The sequence below is a fragment of the Listeria rocourtiae FSL F6-920 genome (assembly GCF_000525975.1).
Lineage (GTDB): Bacteria > Bacillota > Bacilli > Lactobacillales > Listeriaceae > Listeria_A > Listeria_A rocourtiae.
Map to the genome: position 1 here is coordinate 1 of NZ_AODK01000008.1, position 18919 is coordinate 18919.

Sequence of the window (18919 nt, forward strand, 5' to 3'; positions counted from 1 at the left end):
AATAATATTTTAGGGTTTCATTACACATTAGCTGTTATCGAACAAAAAAACGAATAGAAATTGCTACAATGCCTCGTCAAAGTGCAGCCTATCATGAGCAGAAACCGACGCATCAATCGATTGCAAGCGCGACCTCCATTCGATCAATGTTACTGGCAAACGATTGGAAATCCGTTCGGCAATATGTTCCTGGTACAACACTAACTATTTTGCAAGAATATCGTGAAACACATTCCTTTATAACTTGGCAAGATTTTTGGCCACTTCTTAAATACCAGCTTGTTATTACGCCTACTAAACAGCTTCAAAATATACGTGGCATCTCAGAAGGAATTGAGAATCGGTTACAACAAGCAGGAATTCGCGCCACTAATTTTGACGAATTTTTAAAACATGCCACAACAAAACGTTACAGTGACTCTCGCATTAAACGCACTTCTTTGCAAGTTTTAGCAAAACAAACATCCCCTAAGGAAAACTATATACGACTATTAGGAATGTCTGCAATAGGTCAGCAATACCTTCGTCAAGTAAAAAAAGATATTACTTTACCACTTATCAGCACTGCCTCAAAAGCAAGTCCGACATTGCTTAACAACGACATCCGTGCAACGAAATTATATTCTCTAGCACCAACGTTAGAAAATCAATTTTTGCGAGATTTTCATACACCACCGTACAGAAAAAAGCCGTAATCAATGCGATTAAGGCTTTCTTTTTTATTTCAATGTTTTCAAGTAATCCAACGCGTCTTGAAACGTCTTGACAGGAACTACTTTCATGTTAGAATCAATCGCTTTCGCCGTTTTAACTGCATCTTCATAATTACTAACAGCATTTGGTTGCGCTTTTTTTTATCTCTGGTGTAATCGTATCGTCTGGTGCAAAGAAAATCTCAACATCATCACGATCTGCGGCTACAATTTTCTGATCAATACCACCGATTCGGCCGACATTGCCGTCAACATCAATCGTTCCTGTTCCTGCAATATTATGCCCTTTCGTCCAATCTGTTTTCCCAAAATGATTGTAGATTTCTAGTGTGAACATAAGCCCAGCTGATGGTCCGCCAATTTTCTCAGAATCAATTGTTATTTTCGGATCCGTGACTAATTTTTGATCATCCACCAGTGAAATCCCGATTCCAGGCGTTCCCTTTTTATCAATATCAATAAGTTCCACTGACGCTTTTTCAGATTTATCTTGGTGCTTATAGCTAACTTGAACCTTGTCCCCCACTCTTTTACTGCGTACATACTGGATAAATTCCGCACTAGATTCAAATGATTTCCCGTCAATTGCTGTAATCAAATCGCCTGCTTCAAGCACCTTTGCAGCTGGTGCATCAGGTATCACACTAAGCACGTACACACCGCGATATTCAATTTCTACTAATTGCCCTGCCGCTTTATACGCAACTTGGATAGCATTATTTTTGGACTGATTCATAAGTGACAACTGACGCACATTGTACTCTTCGTCCGTTTCATTTTCCCCGCGCACATCCGATTCTTTCTCAAGTTCCTGATATGGCAACACTTTTGCTGCTAAATACGAATAAATATTAGCTTGCCCCATCGCAATCGTTACTAGACGAAAAACACCTTCACTATTACTCGGATGCCCTTCAACCGTCACCAGCGAGCTAAGCTTATCTGCACTTCCCGGTCGTGTCACATAATACGGTAGTGGTACAAAAAATGCCACAACTAAAGCCAAAACAATCAGGCCAGCTAAAAGTTTTTTCCAATTTTTTTTAATCATCTTGTTTCTCCTGTATCTCTAATTTATTTAGCAACGCTTGATGCACAATCGGTGGCACCAATTCAGCGATATTGCCATTATACCGTGCGACTTCTTTCACAATACTTGAGCTCAAAAATGAATACTGCGAGCTTGTCATAATAAAAAAAAGTTTCAATATGATCGTCTAAAACTCGGTTCATCGACGTAATTTGCATCTCATATTCAAAATCACTAACTGCTCGTAGCCCACGCACAATAACGCTGGCCTCTTTCTCTTTTGCATAATCCACAAGCAAGCCTGACGCACTTTCTATATGTACATTTGGCAAATGCTTCGTCACCTGCTCCATCAAAAAGATTCGTTCCGCTACATCGAACAATGACTTCTTTGACGAATTATTCAAAATAGCTACATACAGTACATCGAACACCTTTGCCGCTCGTGTAATAATATCTAAATGACCGTTAGTAATTGGATCAAAACTGCCTGGGCACACCGCTACTTTACTCATTTTTTGCCACTTCCTTTTCATATTCGAAAATCGAAAGCACTGTAATACCATAACGCTCTTCCCGAGTTTTTTTTAAACGCAGCAACAATATCGGGTAACATAGCATCCGTATCATGCTCACAAATTACAAGGGCGCCATCCGCCACCAACTCATGCTCAGACAACGACATCATTAATTGCTCCAACTGTTGTTTCTTATAAGGTGGGTCTAAAAATACCAAATCAAAAACCCATTCATTCTTAGCCAAAACTTTCAACGCCCGTTTCGCTTCGTTTCTAAAAATATGCGCTTGCTCCTCCAAGTGACATGCCGCCACATTCAGATGCACCGTCTTAATAGCAGCCTGCGCCTGATCAATAAACACACACTCACTCGCACCTCGGCTAAGCGCCTCGATACCAAGCCCACCACTACCTGCAAACAAATCTAAGACCTTTTCCCCATCAAAAAAAGGCCCAATAATCGAAAACAACGACTCTTTAATTTTGTCCGTCGTCGGTCTAGTATTCGTCCCCGGAACCGCCTTCAAATGATGACCTTTACGTCCTCCTGCAATAACCCTCATATGTACCTCCAAAAATAGAAAGCGACATAACCCAATCTCTAAAACCAGAGAAATCGAATCATGCCACTAAATTTAAATATCATCCAAACAAAAGTGCTTTACTGTAAGATGAGAACTTTACTCTAAACAATTCAAGCACTTTCGCCGATTTATCTTGTCTAAAATCTAGCTTAAATACTGATTTGAACATCATCCATACGGTCATGAAACTTCATATCTTTCTTTGACTCATATTCGGTGTTTAAAAATGGTCGATACGAGATTTCAATACGTTTTACATAGTGGAAGCGTGATAACTTAGCTGAAATTTCTTCCACATCTACCATATCGCAATATAAAACCGCATACTTTAATTTTCTAGAAACGTAATGCACATTTCCAAAACGCTTTAAAGAACGTACCTGCTTCAAGTGATTCATCCAAATAATAATGGATTGACGTTCATTCTCCATTGCCTTTCCCCCTCTTTAAGCTGAGCAACCACAACCGCCACCTGATCCACAACCTCCTGTAGAACAAGAAGATTTCGTTTCAAAAAACGGATTTCCAGTTGGGACTTTAATATTTTCTGAGACAGCATCTGCCAAAATCAAACTTATTTCGTCAAGCAAGCTCTGTAAATCCATCTCCGCTTGCCGGAATGCCGCAACATGTTCATCCATATCGACATCACGTTTATACTGACGAGCCAAACGATTCACTTCTTTATAATCGGGGTGATAGCGACCAAAGCGTTGCACTTCATCGTATTGTTCCTTTATCTTTGCCAAGCGCTTAATACGCTGTTGTGTTTGTAAACTTGTCTCCATTTGGTGTGCGCATTCACGATAACGATCTGCTTCTGCTGACACCAAAACCATCGATGCAAGGTCATCTGACATATCTAGCAAGGCCAGCGTTTCCATTGTAGCAAGCATGTTGCCACCCTCTTTCCATCGTAAATCAATTACAAGCTTCATTATAACACGATTCGTCAGAAAACACCTTACTTTTGCAAGAAGTTCTGCGTATAAAATTTCCGATAAGTTCCAGCTCCCATATCCGTAAAGCTGTTATCGAACAGGTTTTTGCGGTGCCCTGCTGAATTCAACCAGCCCTCTACAGCTGCCGGCCCATCCAAATAATTAGAAGCAATATTTTCCGCCGCCTTCATGTAATCAATATTCGCTCGGTTCATCCGATCAGCAAGCGTTCCATATGTTGGCGAGTCATGATCGAAATATTTATTCTCATACATATCCACACTGTGACCATATGCTACTTGCGCCACGTCTTCGTTCCAGCTTAGCTTTCCTTTGCCGTACCGTTCACGAAAAATATTTGAAATGTCAAAAACCTGCTGGTCAGAAGCCTTATCTACCTTATCCCACTGCGCATCCGTCACTGTATCCTTAAAAATATCTCCTTGATACGTCATCTCATATGGATGCATTTTTTATGAGCGATAGCTTATTAAAATATCGAACACTGATTACCTTTGACTCAAACTTATCAAAATTAACCTGCGCATAAACACCATGCCCCAAACTTATAAGCGGTCGGATATTCAACTCATCCTCCGACAATTCAAACCGATAATAATTATCCTCATAATTAAATGTAATCTCTGACTGTAATTTCATATTCAAAAAAAACTTTCTCCGTTGGCATATCAATTTCAAACGGCTTCAGCGGTAACTTATCTCCCAGTGCATAAATCGTCTGCACCTTCTTATTCATCACGCCAACTTGCATATATTGACTATCCGTTTGATGAAAAATATAGTTCTGATAGCTGTAAGGTGCAGCATCCACTCGTTTTGGATCCCCATATTCTTTAATAAGTAAATCCACATCTTTATTAATATAAGCCGCAAGACTTGCTTGCGTTTCCACTTTTTGGCCACTCTCATTGGTTTTGTTCTTATCTACATTTCCTTGCTGCACTGCCTTATCATCTACAGAATTCACGTCTGTGGGCGTTTCAAAAAATAAATCCGTATAGTATCCCACAAAGAGGCATACTACTACTACACATATTGTTCTTAAAATAAATCGCATAAACTTCTGCACTCCTCCATGCTACTCCCTCTATTGTATCGGCTTTTCCTCAAAATTACTAGTAAGAAAATCTATATTTTTCACAAATAAAGCCTGACTTTGCAGCCAGGCTTCTCCTTTTATAAAAATACACCGATAACAACCATCGATACGAATAGGATTGTCATGTAATTAATCGAGTACACAAAGCTAATACGCGCCCACTTCATGCTATCTTCCATTTTAAAACCGTAAAGGCATAATGCCAACCAAATGATATTCAAAACAGTGGCTAAAATCACATAACCGATTCCTAATTCCCACATAAAGAATGGCAAGATAGTCAGTAATGCGACCCAGAAAAGCGTACTCCATTTCGTCCGCTCAACCCCTTTAACAACTGGTAACATAGGAATTCCAGCAGCTGCATACTCCTCTTTCCGCTTAATCGCAATTGCATAAAAATGCGGAGGTTGCCAACAAAACATTACTAGGAATAACATAATTGGCACAGCGCTAAAAGTTGGCTCCACCGCAAACCATCCAATAAGTGGTGGCACAGCACCAGAAAAACTCCCGATTACCGTATTGCTAACTAGCTTCCGTTTCGCCCACATGGAGTATACAACCACATACAAGAAAATACCGATTAACCCGATAACTCCCGCTTGCCATGTTGTCATAAACAGCAATGCCTCGCCGATAACACCAAGCAACGCAGCGACAAGAAGCGCACGCTTCCCGGAAATTTTTCCAGTCATTGTTGGGCGGTTTTTCGTCCGTTCCATAATCCCATCGATATCGCGATCAATGACATTGTTAAAAGCCCCAGACGCAGCGACAACCATTCCTGACCCCAAAATAGTAAAAATAAGAATATCGAGATTCTGTATAAATGAAACCCCAGTTAGCTGAAATGCCAGCCACATACCTGTAAAAGCCGTAATCGTATTGGAATTAACAATCCCAATTTTCACCAGCTCTGTAAAATCTTTTACAGTGAACTTCGTAGCAGCATCGATTTTTGCCGTCTTCTCCATTTGATTCACTTTTTTTCCCCCTTAGCTCCTATTGCGCTTTACACATTTTTCACATAGGTAATCCTAGTTGCTTTGCTTGTTTGTTCACAATCTAATTATGAACTCATCCTAATCATTATCGGGAATAATCACCCCATTTGTCAAGCCTTTGAACTTCATTTGAGCAAGAAGAACTGCATCTATATCTTTTGGTTCTCCTCAACATTTCACAAGCCGTGCTCTTTACTTACCATAAAAAACAAGTTAGAATGGAACAGTATACGGCATGCAATTAAGTTTTTGTATGCTCACTTTTGAATTAATACATATTGAAAGGGGAAACCATAAAAAATGAAAACTTTTCTAAAAGTCTGGTCCGTTCTAACAATTCTTTGCATGACTTTTGTTGTGTTTGGCGGTGCGTTAGTAACGAAGACTGGTTCGGCAGACGGTTGTGGGAACACTTGGCCACTCTGTAATGGGCAATTTGTTCGCCTGACTGACATCACACCTGAAAAAATCATCGAAGTTATGCATCGACTCACAACAGGCATTAGCTCCATTTTTGTCATTGTTCTTGCCATTTTAGCATGGATTTATATTAAAGATCGTCGCGAAACGAAACCACTAGCTATTATTGCTGTTGCTTTCCTAATACTGCAGGCCTTCATGGGCGCTGCCGCCGTTATTTGGGGACAAAACCCCTACATTATGGCATTACATTTTGGTATTTCAATCATTTGTTACGCCGCTATCGTTCTACTTTGCTTGCTCATTTTTGAAGTAGACAATAAGTTCGATGCCCGCAATATGGTTATTGGTACAAAGCTGAAAGTAAACATATACCTATTAACCATTTACACATACATCTCTGTTTATACAGGAGCGCTCGTTCGCCACGAAAAAGCAAGTCTCGCCGTTCCAGCTTGGCCATTTGAAAATGGGAAATTTGTTATGCCGGATAGCGTACAAGATTACGTACAGTATTTGCATCGTCTAGCAGCCCTCATTCTTGTCATTTGGATTCTTTACGTTACTTGGATTGTTTTCCGCGAATATAGTCATTATCGCGTTTTAAAATATGCGATGGTTCTGGAAATCATATTTGTCGCAGCCCAAGCATTCACTGGAATTATGTCTGTTGTAACAAATGTGAATCTTTATGTCGCGTTAGCACACAGCTTGATTATCACGATGATGTTCGCTCTAATGACTTACCTTTGCCTACTCGCAAGTCGCAGTAAGCAAAATCGATTACGTATTAGATAACATGAAAAAACAGCCAGACTCGCAGTTATAGGTGAGTTTGGCTGTTTTTTATGGTAAAATAGGGTTAATATATCGTTCAGAAAGTAGGGAATCAGTTGAAAATCCCGCGCCGCACGCTTTATTATGAATTGTTCATGCTCTTTTTAGTCCTGCTCTCCGTCCTAACCATTCCAATACATACGAAAGCTGTTACTATTCTTAACACCACCATTTGGGTTGTTTTTACAGTCGATTATTTCGCGCGATTGATTCAAGCAGAGGATAGGAAAACATATATCAAGACACATTTTTTCCAGCTCATTGCAATTATACCACTGTACAATTTATTCCGTCTTGCTCGTCTCGTTAGTCTATTTCGCATACTCCAACTTACCGCTATCGGCAAACGCTACCTTGTTCCATTGTATAGTTTTTTACGTACCAATGGCTTCAACAGGGTGATTAATACATTTGTCATTCTCGTTATTGTAATCCCGATCCCCCTAATCTGGGCAGAACCGAGCATCAAAAATTATCCTGACGCCATTTGGTTTTCTATCGTAACTACGACAACAGTAGGTTATGGAGACATCGTTCCAGTCACAGGAGTCGGCCGTTTTCTAGCCATCCTGCTTATGCTATTTGGAATTGGCTTTATCGGAGCATTGACCTCCACCATTCGCAGTTTTATTACAAACAACCGAAAAAAAACTCAGTAGCTCCGAAAAAATCACAAAAATCACGCGAAGTATCGAACAAGCAGGAACTTTATCGGAAGCAGAAATCAACATAATCCAAACCTTTTTGAATAGCAAAAAAAACGAGGAAACGGTTCCATAAAAAAGTGTTTGCGCCTCATTCGAAAAATGAAACGCAAACACTTTTTTATGCAGATAAGTTAAACGACCAGCCAACACCATATTTATCTGTTAGCTGACCAAATTTTTCAGACCAAAATGTTTTTTTGAAGTGGCATAATCTTCGTTGCACCATCAGATAGAGCCTCGAAATAACGTGTTAATTTCTCCGCATCATTCGTATCCAAAACAAGTGTCACATTATTTCCAGGAATAAACTCCATAAAATCGGGCGTATCCGAGAACATAACCGTGTCACCTTCAATTTGAATACTTGCATTCATTACTAACCCTTTTGTTTTCTCATCCATTTCAGGTCCATCTTCCTCATGAATTGAGCCATATGTCATTAAATCTGTACAAGTCGAGCCAAATATTTCCCCATAAAAATCTAACGCCTCACGCACCTGATCCTTCATATTAATATAAATACCTAATGCCATTTTTTCTCCTACTTTCTTTTTAGTTTATAACGCTTTCATTCATAGTAATTATATCACGCCATTAAAAAAAAAGAGTACTCCTTCATTTTTCGCTTATTGTTGCCAAGTTGATTAAACGCGTCTCCACATCAAAACGATAGCGTTCTGCAAGAGCTTCTACTTCTAAAATGCGAATCATTTCCTCTTGCGTTCCTAAACCATGAAGAATATTTTCATGACAAAATGCCACCGTTACTAAATCATCTGGTCGTTCGATGCATTCTACCTGATCCCCAAGACAAATCTCACCAACCTCGATTGTACGGCATAAATATCCAGTATAGCCAGTATTTCTAACTTCTTTGAATAATTCAGACAAATCATTTCGCTTCCCGATAGTAGCACATGGATTACGAGCTTCCGTCACTTGAATAATGGCCTGACCTATTCTAAGCACATCGCCAATGCACACATCTTTTTCTAACATTCCTGTTACTGTCAAGTTCTCACCAAACGCCGCCGGTGGTAGCTCGATTCCAAATTGCTCATTCCAGCGTTCATAATGTTCAGCAGGATAAATACAAACCGTCCGATCTACTCCGCCATGATGTTTCAAGTCATGCTGTCCATCATTTTCAAAGCCATACTGCGTTAACATTGCTTTCTCTACTGGTTGCTTTACAATCCCAGTCATCATCGATCTTTTACGACCAATTGCCATCTCTTTCGGCTTGCCAATTGCAAGCCCTACAATTTTCCCGTTCATGCATTCACCCCTCTGATGCTTTCAATTTAACAAAAAAACGCCGAACTTTCAAGCTCTGACGTCCTTTTTTTATATTTTATTCATAGCAACCTTCACAATTCTGACAACTATCCAAATAAAGATAATAACATTCACAACCACAATGACAAATAGCATGAACAAAGCGATAAATGCAATTCCCGAGTCATCTCCCGTTGAAAAACCATATAATCCAATAATTATTAGGAATAAAACGTTAAGTACAGTAGGGACTAAATCCACCAATAAAACTGTTTTTGCATGTTTTTTTACATACTCTGATTTCACGAAAATCCATACTATTGCCGGGAAAATAATTGGCAAAAAGAAATGGCTAGCGTAAGAAAGTATCACTAAAATTTTATCATTTTTCAAATTCATCAAGTCCTTTTATTATTTCCTGCGTTTCACGGCGAACGTCCAGATAGCTATAATAAGCGCCAAAACGGCTATACTCAGCGAAACCCATTGCATCACAGATGGGCTGCTACTATTCTCACTGCTTTGGCTTTTTTCCGTCGTTGCTTTTTTTCCGTGTGAATCAGTAGCGCTATCTGATACAGCCTTTGAAATTGCTGTCGTTGCATGTGGATAATCCGCATCTTCGTTGCCAGTCCATTCTACTATCGACCCGTCTTGATAGTACTGATACGCATTCCACTCTATCTTTCCTATTTTTTCAGGATTTTGTGCCACAAAGCTAAACCGTTGAAACTGACCCTTCTGAATACCACCATTTGTCGCCGTCCAAGTCACTGTGCTATCTGCTTTATTCACTACAACATTCCAACCAGGAACAGGCTCATAAGATTGAAAAGACACGCCCGTAGGCACTTTTACAACAACCTTTACCGTTGCGCTCTCTTTTTCCACTGGTACTTTCACTGTATAAGTCTCCCAAGCCCCTGTCGTTGATTCTGTAGGCGCAACTGTTACGTGCGCACTAGCCAGCACAGGCGAAACAGCCAATATCACCCCTGCTAGTAAAAAAGACACAAATTTCTTCATTCTATTTCCCAACTCCTTCATTGTTTTAATTGCATTGTAAAGTTTTTATCGATTTCTGAAAAATCCTTCGTAAGCGCGTGAACCTTTATTTCCCAGCGCCCAGTCGCGTTCAAATACAAACCATTAGCTACATACTCATTTTGCTCATTTTTCAGCACCTCAAATTCAGCTGCTTTTCCCCCACCAGATGGAGCTACTGTTAATGTTACCTTCTGAAAATCCGTCCGAACCTGACCATCTTGATCCGTAAACACAACAAGAAAAGTATTATCTCCAACGACCGCTGGAGCAATTTTCAGAGAGACAAATCCCGATTCTGTAACAACTCTTTTCGAAAAAGATTCTGGTGGTGCTGGCGGCGGTGTCTGCACATTCGTCAAAAATGCCGCAACTCCAAGAATAATCAGGCCAATTCCAAATTCCGCTACAATTGTTTTAGTCGATATCATTTTGCCAGTTTGTCGCATGTACAAATAATGAATGAAACCAAGTGCCCCCATCACAAGAAACAGTGCAATTTTCACCAAAATAAGCTTACCATACAGCGTCGTAAATAGTTTTGACATCGAGCCTAAATTCATTACACTCATGAGCAATCCGCTCACGATAATCAGGCCTACAAAACTTGCCGCCCATGGGCTAAACCGGTTCCAGACAGCCATTATATCCGGTTGTTTGCGCATAAGTATAAATAGTACCACGATGCCACCAACCCAAGCCGCAGCACTCACAAGATGTAAAAAATCCATTGGAATCGCAACTGCCTTATCAGGACTTCCAGCAGCATGCCCTTGCGATGCCTTCGCAAACAATAATACCATAAAAAAGATAAGCGGTACTAACCACAACCAAATTTTATCCAGCCTTTTTTTCCGGAAAATAAAAAATAAACTAAACATCAAAACTAATAAACTCACCATCTGAATCAGCCACAGGTGACCAATTCCAGATGTTCGAACCAACTGACCCATCGTTGCAAAATCCAAACCGCTTCCACCTGTATAAATATGCACTTGTAGCGGTAAAAATAATAACAGACCCAAAACGAGTAACCCTAGTCCAATTTGCAATATACGAATCGTTCTTTGACGCAATACAGTGCTAATCTCCATTCTATTCAACGCCAAGAAAAACAATAAAACACCTGCTACTAAACTAAAACCTATGTACAAAATAACTTTTACAATCGTGCTTGGCCATGACGATATTGTATTCGCCTTAACATCTGTAAAGCTCTGATTCGTATCGCCAACCTTAAATGAAATAACACCAGAAACAGGATGCCCATCAGCCGATACAACTCTCCATTCCACACTGTACACATCATCAGGTAAATCTTTTAACAAACCAATTTCAACCACATGGTCATTCTCCGGATTAATAGATGCTGCCCCTTTCTCAAAACGCTTTCCTTCCGAATTTCTAACAATCACAGAAGGATATTCATTTTGAATCATCTCCGTAAATGTTAACATCACTTTTTCCGGTGCCTTAGTAACCGTCGATTGATCCTTGGGCGTCGAACTTTGCAAATAAGCGTGCGCCTCAGCAACTGTAGTTGGCATTAAAAATAAACAGATCGCAACAACCAAGCCAATGCTCCAAAATCGCCTCATCCTTGCATACACCTCCCTTTCACCATCTATTCTCTACGATACCACGCGATTCACCTTTACGACATTAATTTGCTTCATAAAAAAGTTGAGAGCCTCATCTGAGAGACTCCCACTAAACTTCTCCACTCCAAAATTCGTGTGTACGCGACACGAACTTTGATGTATTGAAGTTGTCCTATTTAATTAGATGGATCGGCAACAATATTCCAATTAAGAGATGCTTTATAGTCTCCTGCCTTTGCATCGCTTGGAATCACTAGCGCAACACCTTCTGTCCCGCCAAGCAAAATAGAGTTTGAACCCATGCCACCTTCTTCATCAGCCTTTGCAATATCAATTTCATCTCCATCACCATGAAGACTTCCACCAGCTGTTGTAATTTTCTCGTCTGCTCCATTATATATAGGCTTAAACTGTAATTCAGCACCTTCTACTAACTCGCCAGTTTGCGATACTTTAAGTGTCCACCCTTCACCAGTTCCACGTAAATCAGCTACGTTAATAAAAGCAGGAATCTCAGTATCACCAATAGTATCGGCTTTCGAAAAAATCTTCGCTTCCCTACCTGTTAGCATATGATTATCAAATTTCAAGTCCGATACATAGTTGATACGTAGCGGGCCTTCAATCGGATTTGTTGGAACCTCTGGAATCTCTGGCAATTCCGGATCAATCGGATTAACAATTGGCGGGTCTACAATTCCAGTCCCAGGCAATACATTCACCGTAGCCTCACTTGTTGCATTGTCTGCACCGTCAAATTCTGCTGCACCAACACTCGCCGTGTAAGCGCTAATCGTAACTCCAAAAGCCGCTAATCCTACCATCATCTTGTTTTGCTTCATCATCTAATTAACCTCTTCCATTCTTTTATTTCCCATTTTCACCAAAAATATAAAACTGAATAAAATTAATATTCCGCCTATAATATATGAAAAAACAGAATTATTTGCATCTCCAGTTACAGGTAGTCGTATATCATTCCTTGGAATTTCTCTTGGTTTCTTTATCTCTTGTTTTGGCTGTTCCAAAATACGTATATTAACATCCGATTTACCTGCGCTTGCTTCTACATATTGATGATCTGAAATTCCGAGTGAAACCATAATCACAAATAGCATGCCTATGCAAATACTCGAATTTCTTCGTCTGATCAAAAGCTCACCTCCCTTCCTGCTAATTTTTCAGCAATATAGCTGCCCTGTTCCGTAAATCCTTTAAAAACAACATACTCATCGTGAAACTCCGCCTCAATTAAACCGATAAAGTCTAAACAAATCATCTGATCATACACCTCACCTCTGAATGTCTGCTCTTGCTTATCATGTAAAAATAAGAAATTATTCATCCTTTCACCTACTCCGGTCTTAAATATAGTCCAACATCCCATTCATCAATATTCTTAATCTTCACTGCATCAAAATGCTGAAACTTCTTTTCTAAAATTTGTCGCGGGCTCAGATCTCCATGTTCGTGCACAGCAATCCAACGATTATGACACTGATTCCGCCAATCTGTAAATTCTACCTGAAAAATGGCAATATCATCAAAATGGTGATCAATTCTCATTTTCTTCACTCCTCAATTTTATTTCTAGTTTTTTCTTCGTCACATGTTGTCTCCAAAACATGAAAATGACAAGTCCTAATAAAATGGCAATCGCTACAAGAAAACCAATCGTTGACCAGCCACCCTTGTCTAAATCCAAAGCCGTGTCATTTAAGTCATTTGCCGTTTCCTTATCTATTTTAAAATTACGTTCCCAAGACCACGTATCTTTCCCAGACATAGCTGTCATTTTCAAGGTATAGTTGCCAGGCTTTAACGGTTGATTTCGTGTGTGAATAGCATAGTCAAAATTCGAGTTGGGCGCCATCCTCAGTTTTTCCGACTTCTGCTCAAATAATATTTTACTACCATTTTCGCGATAAACCTCGGACTTAATCGCTAAATCCCGCAAAATCATCGCCTGATCATTTTGTAAATTTGCCATAATTTTATTGCGATAATTTTGTTGACCTGCCTTGATTTCACCTAAGTTTAAATTCGGTTTGACCAGCGTATCGTTTTGCGAAAGCACAGCTCCAATCGTGTATGAAAAGCGATTTTGCAATTTTCCAGTAGCAGTAGCATTTTCCCCTGACTCCTTTTCCGAAAAAACAAGTCCACCTAAAATCACGCCATCCATTTTTTCATTTGGCATTTTCACATTGATTTTAGCCATGGCTTTCGATTTTGCCTTCACCGTTATTTCCTTCGTCAAAACTTCTGTAATCGCCCCAAAACCATGTTGCAATGATTTATCTAATGGCTTATTCGTAGCATTATAATCTACAATACCGTTACCATTTGTGAAAGCCGAATTCGCCGCCACTAAAATCGTTATATCCTTTCCTGTTGCATTATGAAGCGCCACTTCCAATACTTGCTGCTGACCTTGCTTCATTTTCAAATCAAAATAACTCGTTGCCTTCCCCTGCTGATTTTTTGGTAAAACTGCTTTTACAGAAAAAGCTGGCTCCTCAGCCAAAACCGGAATCTTCATCACGTTAATACCTATACAACATAATAATACTATTACCAATTTCTTCATTTATATTCCTCCATCATTTTATCCTGTTATCAAATTCTCGCTGTAAGCATCGTATGTCATATGCATAATATCAGATGGCATATCCACAATCAGTTTATTAATGAATTCAAGCTCCCGAACTGTCGGAAAGGGGGAAATGCGTAATGATAGACAATTATTCAGATTTTCCTCAATATCATAATTATGCAAAAATATATCCACACCTCGCTCCTGAATCGCCTCTTCCGTAATCTCTTCATTAAAAAGAAAATCATACTTCACACCATGCGGTATATGTTGCCTCACTCGTGTCATTAAGTAGTTCATATAGGTTGACTCTCCCGAAAAAGAAAACAAAATCTTCTTATTTCGATAATTTTCTTCCCCACGATACGCACAGGTCAACATTGTAAGGCTCACCGCCACGTCTTCCCGATACGCAATTGGCAAACCTTTCACATGTTTATTTTGCGTCAATTGATTCAGCCAATAGCGATACGTATATGGATATTCTGATTTCGTATACACATTTAGCTCATACGAATTTTTTTGAAAAACAGCTGTTATTTGCGTTAAAAGAGCAAGATTTTCTGTAAAAGCGATAAAGCTCGTATGTGCATGTTCCAATTTTCGATCCGGTATGCCTAAATGCTTCAAGTGCCTTTCGTCAAACAAATCCTCATACATTTTCACACAATCATTCTTCCGACGCATCCGAAAATGTTTGCCATCATTCAATTTATAAACAACGCTATCCAAACAAATAATGTACGCATACACCATTTCATCATCGGGAATATTGCCAAATTCAAAATTCGCCATCAATTCATTTTCATACAACTGCTGAAAAACCTGAAAGCTCTTTTTATTTAAAATTTCCTCTTTTAACTTTGCATTTAGCTTAATATAATTCCCGTTTTCTATTCGTTGTGTAATAACTCCCAACCAAGAAACAACACGGTGATAATCCAAGTGCAACACTCGATTGAAGCGATTTTCTGCTTTTTCTAACATCTTTTTATAAAATACCGAAATCGCCTTCTTATCCTCAGCTCTTGCCGACATCACATCGGTTTGTTTCCGCTGATTCAAATAACTAAAATAAAAACAACGAATATCGCTTTCCTTTCCAGCAAGCTGAAGCGGAGCCATCTCCAAATGTAACTTATACGGCTTAATAATTTTCACAAGCGTATTCGTATATCGGCGTAAAGTCATTTCAGAAATCCATAACTTCTCACTCCACTGCGCCACTGAAAAATGCTCTCCACGAAACATCGCATCCAAAATTTGAAACAACGGACTGTTGCCGATAAAGCTTTGGATAAAGTCGCTGATAGAAAAAGTCGCCTTCCATTCTAATAAAATACTCTTATTACCAATATTAGCAAGCCACACACCATCTGGGAATACATCCTCTAGAATTTCTAAGTCTTTCTTCAACGTTTTTATGCTGACATTAACAACATCTGCTAGTTCCTCGATTGTGCTTGGATGGCGAGACTTTACAAGATAGTCTAACAAAATAACTAATCGCTTATTCTTTTTATCTGTCAGCAAATCTAAATATAGTTTGTTCATTTTTTCTCCTCCTCGCAAGAACCTTATTATTTCATTTTTTAGGTATGTTTTTCAATAACTTTTTTTTTCTTCATTTTGGAATAAAGCTATGCCTGTGCTCATCATGACTTACCATCATTTGTTCTTTATACCATAAAACTGGGCAAAATAAAACTGGAATAGCGAGGATGTACATGCATATCCTAACCATTCCAGTCTTTTATTGTTTCACTCGCGCTACGAATTGAAAACGATTTCCAACATATTGCGAACGTGTAAATTCAAACGGACTACCGTCTTGCAAAAAGGTAATTTGACGTAATTTCATCACCGGCGAGCCAAGCTTTACATCCAAATATGGCGCCACTTTTTCAGAGACAAGCCCTGCTTCCATAATTTGTTCTGCTTCCCCGATATTCTGACCTAATTTCGATAAAATAGCCTCATAAAGCGAATCCATAATATCTTCTTTGTTCAGTAATGAAGCAATATTTTCAGGTACAACAACGACTTCAAATAAAATCGGTATTTTATCGCCATAACGTATTCGCTCAATCCGCATCACATTACTATCCTCAGGCAACTGCAACGCCTCACGTTCTTGTGTACTAGCAGGCCTAATACCATAAGACACAATCCGCGAAGATGGTGTCTTCCCCTCATGGATCATCAAATTCGTGAAACTCGTAACAGCTTCTAAATGTTCTGTCATCTTTTTCTCAGCAATATATGTCCCAGCTCCCACACGGCGCTGCAAAATTGTATCATCCACAAGACCTTGAATCGCTTGGCGCACAGTCATACGGCTTACATGAAACATCTCGGCTAACTGCCGTTCAGCCGGAATTGCCTTACCTACTTGCCACGTACCATCTTCAATTTTCTGCTTAATTTCACCCTGAATTTGAATATAAATCGGTATCCCTGATGATTTATCTATCATTTTATTTACACCTTCTTTTTTGTAGAAGTGAAGTATAACATAAAACCCCAAGCTACGCCATTCTGTGAACGATTTAGCTTGGGGTCATCATTACTTTATAAAAGAGATGCCGCTGCTTTATCGACTACAATCGTCACATCTGGGTGATTTTGTAAAACAGATGCCGGAATGCTTTCATCAACTTTACCTTCTACTGTATCTTTAATCGCCTGCGCCTTGCTTTCGCCAAACGCTAGCAAAATAATCTTCTTAGCACCCATAATAGACTTAATTCCCATCGAATAAGCATGTGTTGGTACATCCTCTTCGCGCTCAAAATAAATTTTGTTTGATTCACGCGTTGACTCTGCTAACAAAACTTTATGCGTTGGCGTTTCAAAAGACGTACCCGGCTCATTAAAGCCAATATGTGCGTTCGTACCAATTCCTAAAACTTGAATATCAATTGGATGATCCGCTAAAACCTGCTCATAACGTGCACATTCCGCTTCTGCATCCGATGCCAAACCGTCCGGTAAATAACTTTCTTTAAACGTTTTTTTCGAGAACAACACATCATTCATATAAAAATGGTAACTATTTGGGTCTTCTGCTGAAAGACCAACGTACTCATCCAGATTAATAGAAACCAATGTCGACGTATCAACATCACTATTCACAAATTCTTTATATAAATCTGTCGGTGTATTTCCAGTTGCAAGGCCTAATGTTTTTGCCTCACCAGCTTTAATTGCTTTTTCAATTAATGCAAATGCCTCTTTTGATGCTTCTGCTTTCGTATCTTTTACAATAATATTCATGATTTATTTCCTCCTATTATTTACTATGCTTTTTCCCGAATGAATAGGTAGCCTGTATTTCGAGCGCATCATTCAATAGATTAAAATCAGCATCTTTGCCTACCCCAATGCCACCTTTTGAATCTAATTTAAACTCTCTGGCTTGGTTAACCGAGGACATCAATACTGCATCTTCAATCGAGCAACCAGTGAACTTCACCATATTGCGGAAAGCATCATCATATGTTAGTACACTTCCTGCAAGTGTTCCATCTTCTAAACGAGCTTGACCATCCTTCACAAATACTTTTTGACCACCTAATTCATAGTCACCATCCGGCATTCCTTTTGCTCGCATCGCATCTGTAATAATACTAATACGTTTCGGTCCCTTTACATTATAAGCCAACTTAATCATGTCGGGATGCACATGAATGCCATCAACAATTAATTCTGCATGGATGCTTGGCTCTAGCATAACGTGCCCGACAACGCCCGGCTCGCGGTGATGCAGCGGACGACACGCATTATACATATGAGTCGCATGGCTCGCCTTACTATGCACCAACTCCGCACGAACGGCATTGGAATGCCCAACAGATGGGATAACTCCAAGCTCGATACATAAATCCTCAAAAGCAGGTGACGTACTATGCTCTGGCGCATATGTCACTAACTTAATACGCTCCCCACTTGCCTTAAACCATTTTTTGAAGAGCTCTAAGTCAGGAGCTGTAATGTATTCTTCCGGCTGTGCTCCTTTAAATACTGGCGATACAAAAGGGCCTTCCAAATGAATCCCGCCGATTAAAGGCTCATCTTTCGCTACCTCATCAATGATCTTTAACGCATTCTCAATATTTTCACTGGACTGCGTCATTGTCGTTGGAAAATAGGTTGTTATTCCTTCATTTAACATGCCTTGTACTTGTTTTTTTAATTTCACAGGATCTGCATCCATCGCATCGAAACCAAAACCGCCATGTGAATGAACATCGATAAATCCTGGTACTAATTTTTGACCTTTGGCGTCCACTACTTCTTCGCCTACTACTTCTTGATAGCTTATCATCGGACCAACTTCACGCACAGTGTCGTCGAATCTCACAAAACCATCCTCGATAATAGAATCGCCTGTGTACACCGCTGCATTCTTGATTACTTTTGAAGTCATTAAAAATCATCCCTTCTATAAATGGTCTATACCAATTATTATACAACTTATTAAAAAAAATGCAACCACTTTACGTACTCTATTTACCCTTGAT

At 39.5% G+C, this 18919-nt stretch carries 18 protein-coding genes and 6 pseudogenes; 3 read left to right on the forward strand and 21 right to left on the reverse strand.

The annotated features are described in order from the left end of the window. The first annotated feature begins 26 nt into the window (after positions 1-26). Positions 27-695: a nucleotidyltransferase family protein gene (locus PROCOU_RS04110; RefSeq protein ID WP_149023614.1), complete on the forward strand. Its 669-nt coding sequence runs from the start codon at positions 27-29 to the stop codon at positions 693-695. A 24-nt stretch (positions 696-719) separates the two neighbouring features. On the opposite strand, the pseudogene PROCOU_RS04115 reads toward PROCOU_RS04110, so the two are convergent. From PROCOU_RS04115 to cyoE, 7 genes and pseudogenes are all read right to left on the reverse strand, one after another. Then, a pseudogene (locus PROCOU_RS04115) lies at positions 720-1761 on the reverse strand (SepM family pheromone-processing serine protease). After that, a pseudogene (coaD, locus tag PROCOU_RS04120) lies at positions 1757-2258 on the reverse strand (pantetheine-phosphate adenylyltransferase). Before coaD ends, PROCOU_RS04115 begins: the two co-directional pseudogenes overlap by 5 nt. Continuing rightward, positions 2251-2824, reverse strand: a pseudogene (gene rsmD, locus PROCOU_RS04125) (16S rRNA (guanine(966)-N(2))-methyltransferase RsmD). Before rsmD ends, coaD begins: the two co-directional pseudogenes overlap by 8 nt. 170 nt (positions 2825-2994) lie before the next feature. After that, positions 2995-3276 carry a DUF2129 domain-containing protein gene (locus PROCOU_RS04130; protein ID WP_036069849.1) on the reverse strand — a complete coding sequence of 94 codons (282 nt, stop codon included), beginning with the start codon at positions 3274-3276 and terminating at the stop codon, positions 2995-2997. A gap of 15 nt (positions 3277-3291) precedes the next feature. Beyond that, positions 3292-3741 carry a YlbF/YmcA family competence regulator gene (locus PROCOU_RS04135; protein WP_036069850.1) on the reverse strand — a complete coding sequence of 150 codons (450 nt, stop codon included), beginning with the start codon at positions 3739-3741 and terminating at the stop codon, positions 3292-3294. A gap of 68 nt (positions 3742-3809) precedes the next feature. Beyond that, positions 3810-4864, reverse strand: a pseudogene (locus PROCOU_RS19020) (CAP domain-containing protein). Between the two features lie 119 nt (positions 4865-4983). Further along, the gene (gene cyoE, locus PROCOU_RS04145; protein WP_036069851.1) at positions 4984-5892 is read right to left on the reverse strand and encodes a heme o synthase; all 909 of its coding nucleotides are present in this window, start codon (positions 5890-5892) and stop codon (positions 4984-4986) included. A 321-nt stretch (positions 5893-6213) separates the two neighbouring features. On the opposite strand from cyoE, the gene PROCOU_RS04150 reads away from it, so the two are divergent. Both PROCOU_RS04150 and PROCOU_RS17040 read left to right on the forward strand, forming a co-directional pair. Then, positions 6214-7131 carry a COX15/CtaA family protein gene (locus tag PROCOU_RS04150; protein WP_036069853.1) on the forward strand — a complete coding sequence of 306 codons (918 nt, stop codon included), beginning with the start codon at positions 6214-6216 and terminating at the stop codon, positions 7129-7131. Positions 7132-7265: 134 nt separating this feature from the next. Next, positions 7266-7950: pseudogene (locus PROCOU_RS17040) on the forward strand (potassium channel family protein). Positions 7951-7995: 45 nt separating this feature from the next. On the opposite strand, the pseudogene PROCOU_RS04160 reads toward PROCOU_RS17040, so the two are convergent. From PROCOU_RS04160 to nagA, 14 genes and pseudogenes are all read right to left on the reverse strand, one after another. Then, a pseudogene (locus PROCOU_RS04160) lies at positions 7996-8410 on the reverse strand (VOC family protein). Positions 8411-8492: 82 nt separating this feature from the next. Beyond that, the gene (locus tag PROCOU_RS04165) at positions 8493-9155 is read right to left on the reverse strand and encodes an MOSC domain-containing protein (protein ID WP_036069856.1); all 663 of its coding nucleotides are present in this window, start codon (positions 9153-9155) and stop codon (positions 8493-8495) included. Between the two features lie 69 nt (positions 9156-9224). Next, on the reverse strand, positions 9225-9548 hold the full coding sequence (locus PROCOU_RS04170; RefSeq protein WP_036069910.1) for a magnetosome magnetite crystal formation protein family: 324 nt from the start codon (positions 9546-9548) through the stop codon (positions 9225-9227). 18 nt (positions 9549-9566) lie between these two features. Next, positions 9567-10181: a YcnI family copper-binding membrane protein gene (locus tag PROCOU_RS04175; protein ID WP_036069857.1), complete on the reverse strand. Its 615-nt coding sequence runs from the start codon at positions 10179-10181 to the stop codon at positions 9567-9569. 17 nt (positions 10182-10198) lie between these two features. Further along, complete coding sequence (locus PROCOU_RS04180) at positions 10199-11797, reverse strand: copper resistance CopC/CopD family protein (RefSeq protein WP_036069859.1); 1599 nt, start codon at positions 11795-11797, stop codon at positions 10199-10201. A 179-nt stretch (positions 11798-11976) separates the two neighbouring features. Then, positions 11977-12645: a WxL domain-containing protein gene (locus tag PROCOU_RS04185; RefSeq protein WP_036069860.1), complete on the reverse strand. Its 669-nt coding sequence runs from the start codon at positions 12643-12645 to the stop codon at positions 11977-11979. Then, on the reverse strand, positions 12646-12954 hold the full coding sequence (locus PROCOU_RS04190) for an LPXTG cell wall anchor domain-containing protein (protein WP_036069862.1): 309 nt from the start codon (positions 12952-12954) through the stop codon (positions 12646-12648). Beyond that, the gene (locus tag PROCOU_RS04195) at positions 12951-13145 is read right to left on the reverse strand and encodes a hypothetical protein (protein WP_036069863.1); all 195 of its coding nucleotides are present in this window, start codon (positions 13143-13145) and stop codon (positions 12951-12953) included. The genes PROCOU_RS04190 and PROCOU_RS04195 overlap by 4 nt, the downstream gene beginning before the upstream one ends. 8 nt (positions 13146-13153) lie before the next feature. After that, positions 13154-13366 carry a hypothetical protein gene (locus PROCOU_RS04200; RefSeq protein WP_036069866.1) on the reverse strand — a complete coding sequence of 71 codons (213 nt, stop codon included), beginning with the start codon at positions 13364-13366 and terminating at the stop codon, positions 13154-13156. Continuing rightward, a complete protein-coding gene (locus PROCOU_RS04205; protein WP_036069867.1) occupies positions 13356-14390 on the reverse strand; it encodes a WxLIP family cell surface protein in 1035 nt (344 codons plus the stop codon). Before PROCOU_RS04205 ends, PROCOU_RS04200 begins: the two co-directional genes overlap by 11 nt. A gap of 18 nt (positions 14391-14408) precedes the next feature. Then, positions 14409-15950 (reverse strand): AcpB/EbpR/MafR family transcriptional regulator, encoded by a 1542-nt coding sequence (locus PROCOU_RS04210; RefSeq protein ID WP_036069868.1) that lies wholly within the window; start codon positions 15948-15950, stop codon positions 14409-14411. A 199-nt stretch (positions 15951-16149) separates the two neighbouring features. Next, the gene (locus PROCOU_RS04215; protein ID WP_036069871.1) at positions 16150-16872 is read right to left on the reverse strand and encodes a GntR family transcriptional regulator; all 723 of its coding nucleotides are present in this window, start codon (positions 16870-16872) and stop codon (positions 16150-16152) included. 95 nt (positions 16873-16967) lie between these two features. Continuing rightward, complete coding sequence (locus PROCOU_RS04220) at positions 16968-17672, reverse strand: glucosamine-6-phosphate deaminase (RefSeq protein WP_036069872.1); 705 nt, start codon at positions 17670-17672, stop codon at positions 16968-16970. A 16-nt stretch (positions 17673-17688) separates the two neighbouring features. Next, the gene (gene nagA, locus PROCOU_RS04225) at positions 17689-18825 is read right to left on the reverse strand and encodes an N-acetylglucosamine-6-phosphate deacetylase (RefSeq protein WP_036069874.1); all 1137 of its coding nucleotides are present in this window, start codon (positions 18823-18825) and stop codon (positions 17689-17691) included. Positions 18826-18919 lie beyond the last annotated feature (94 nt).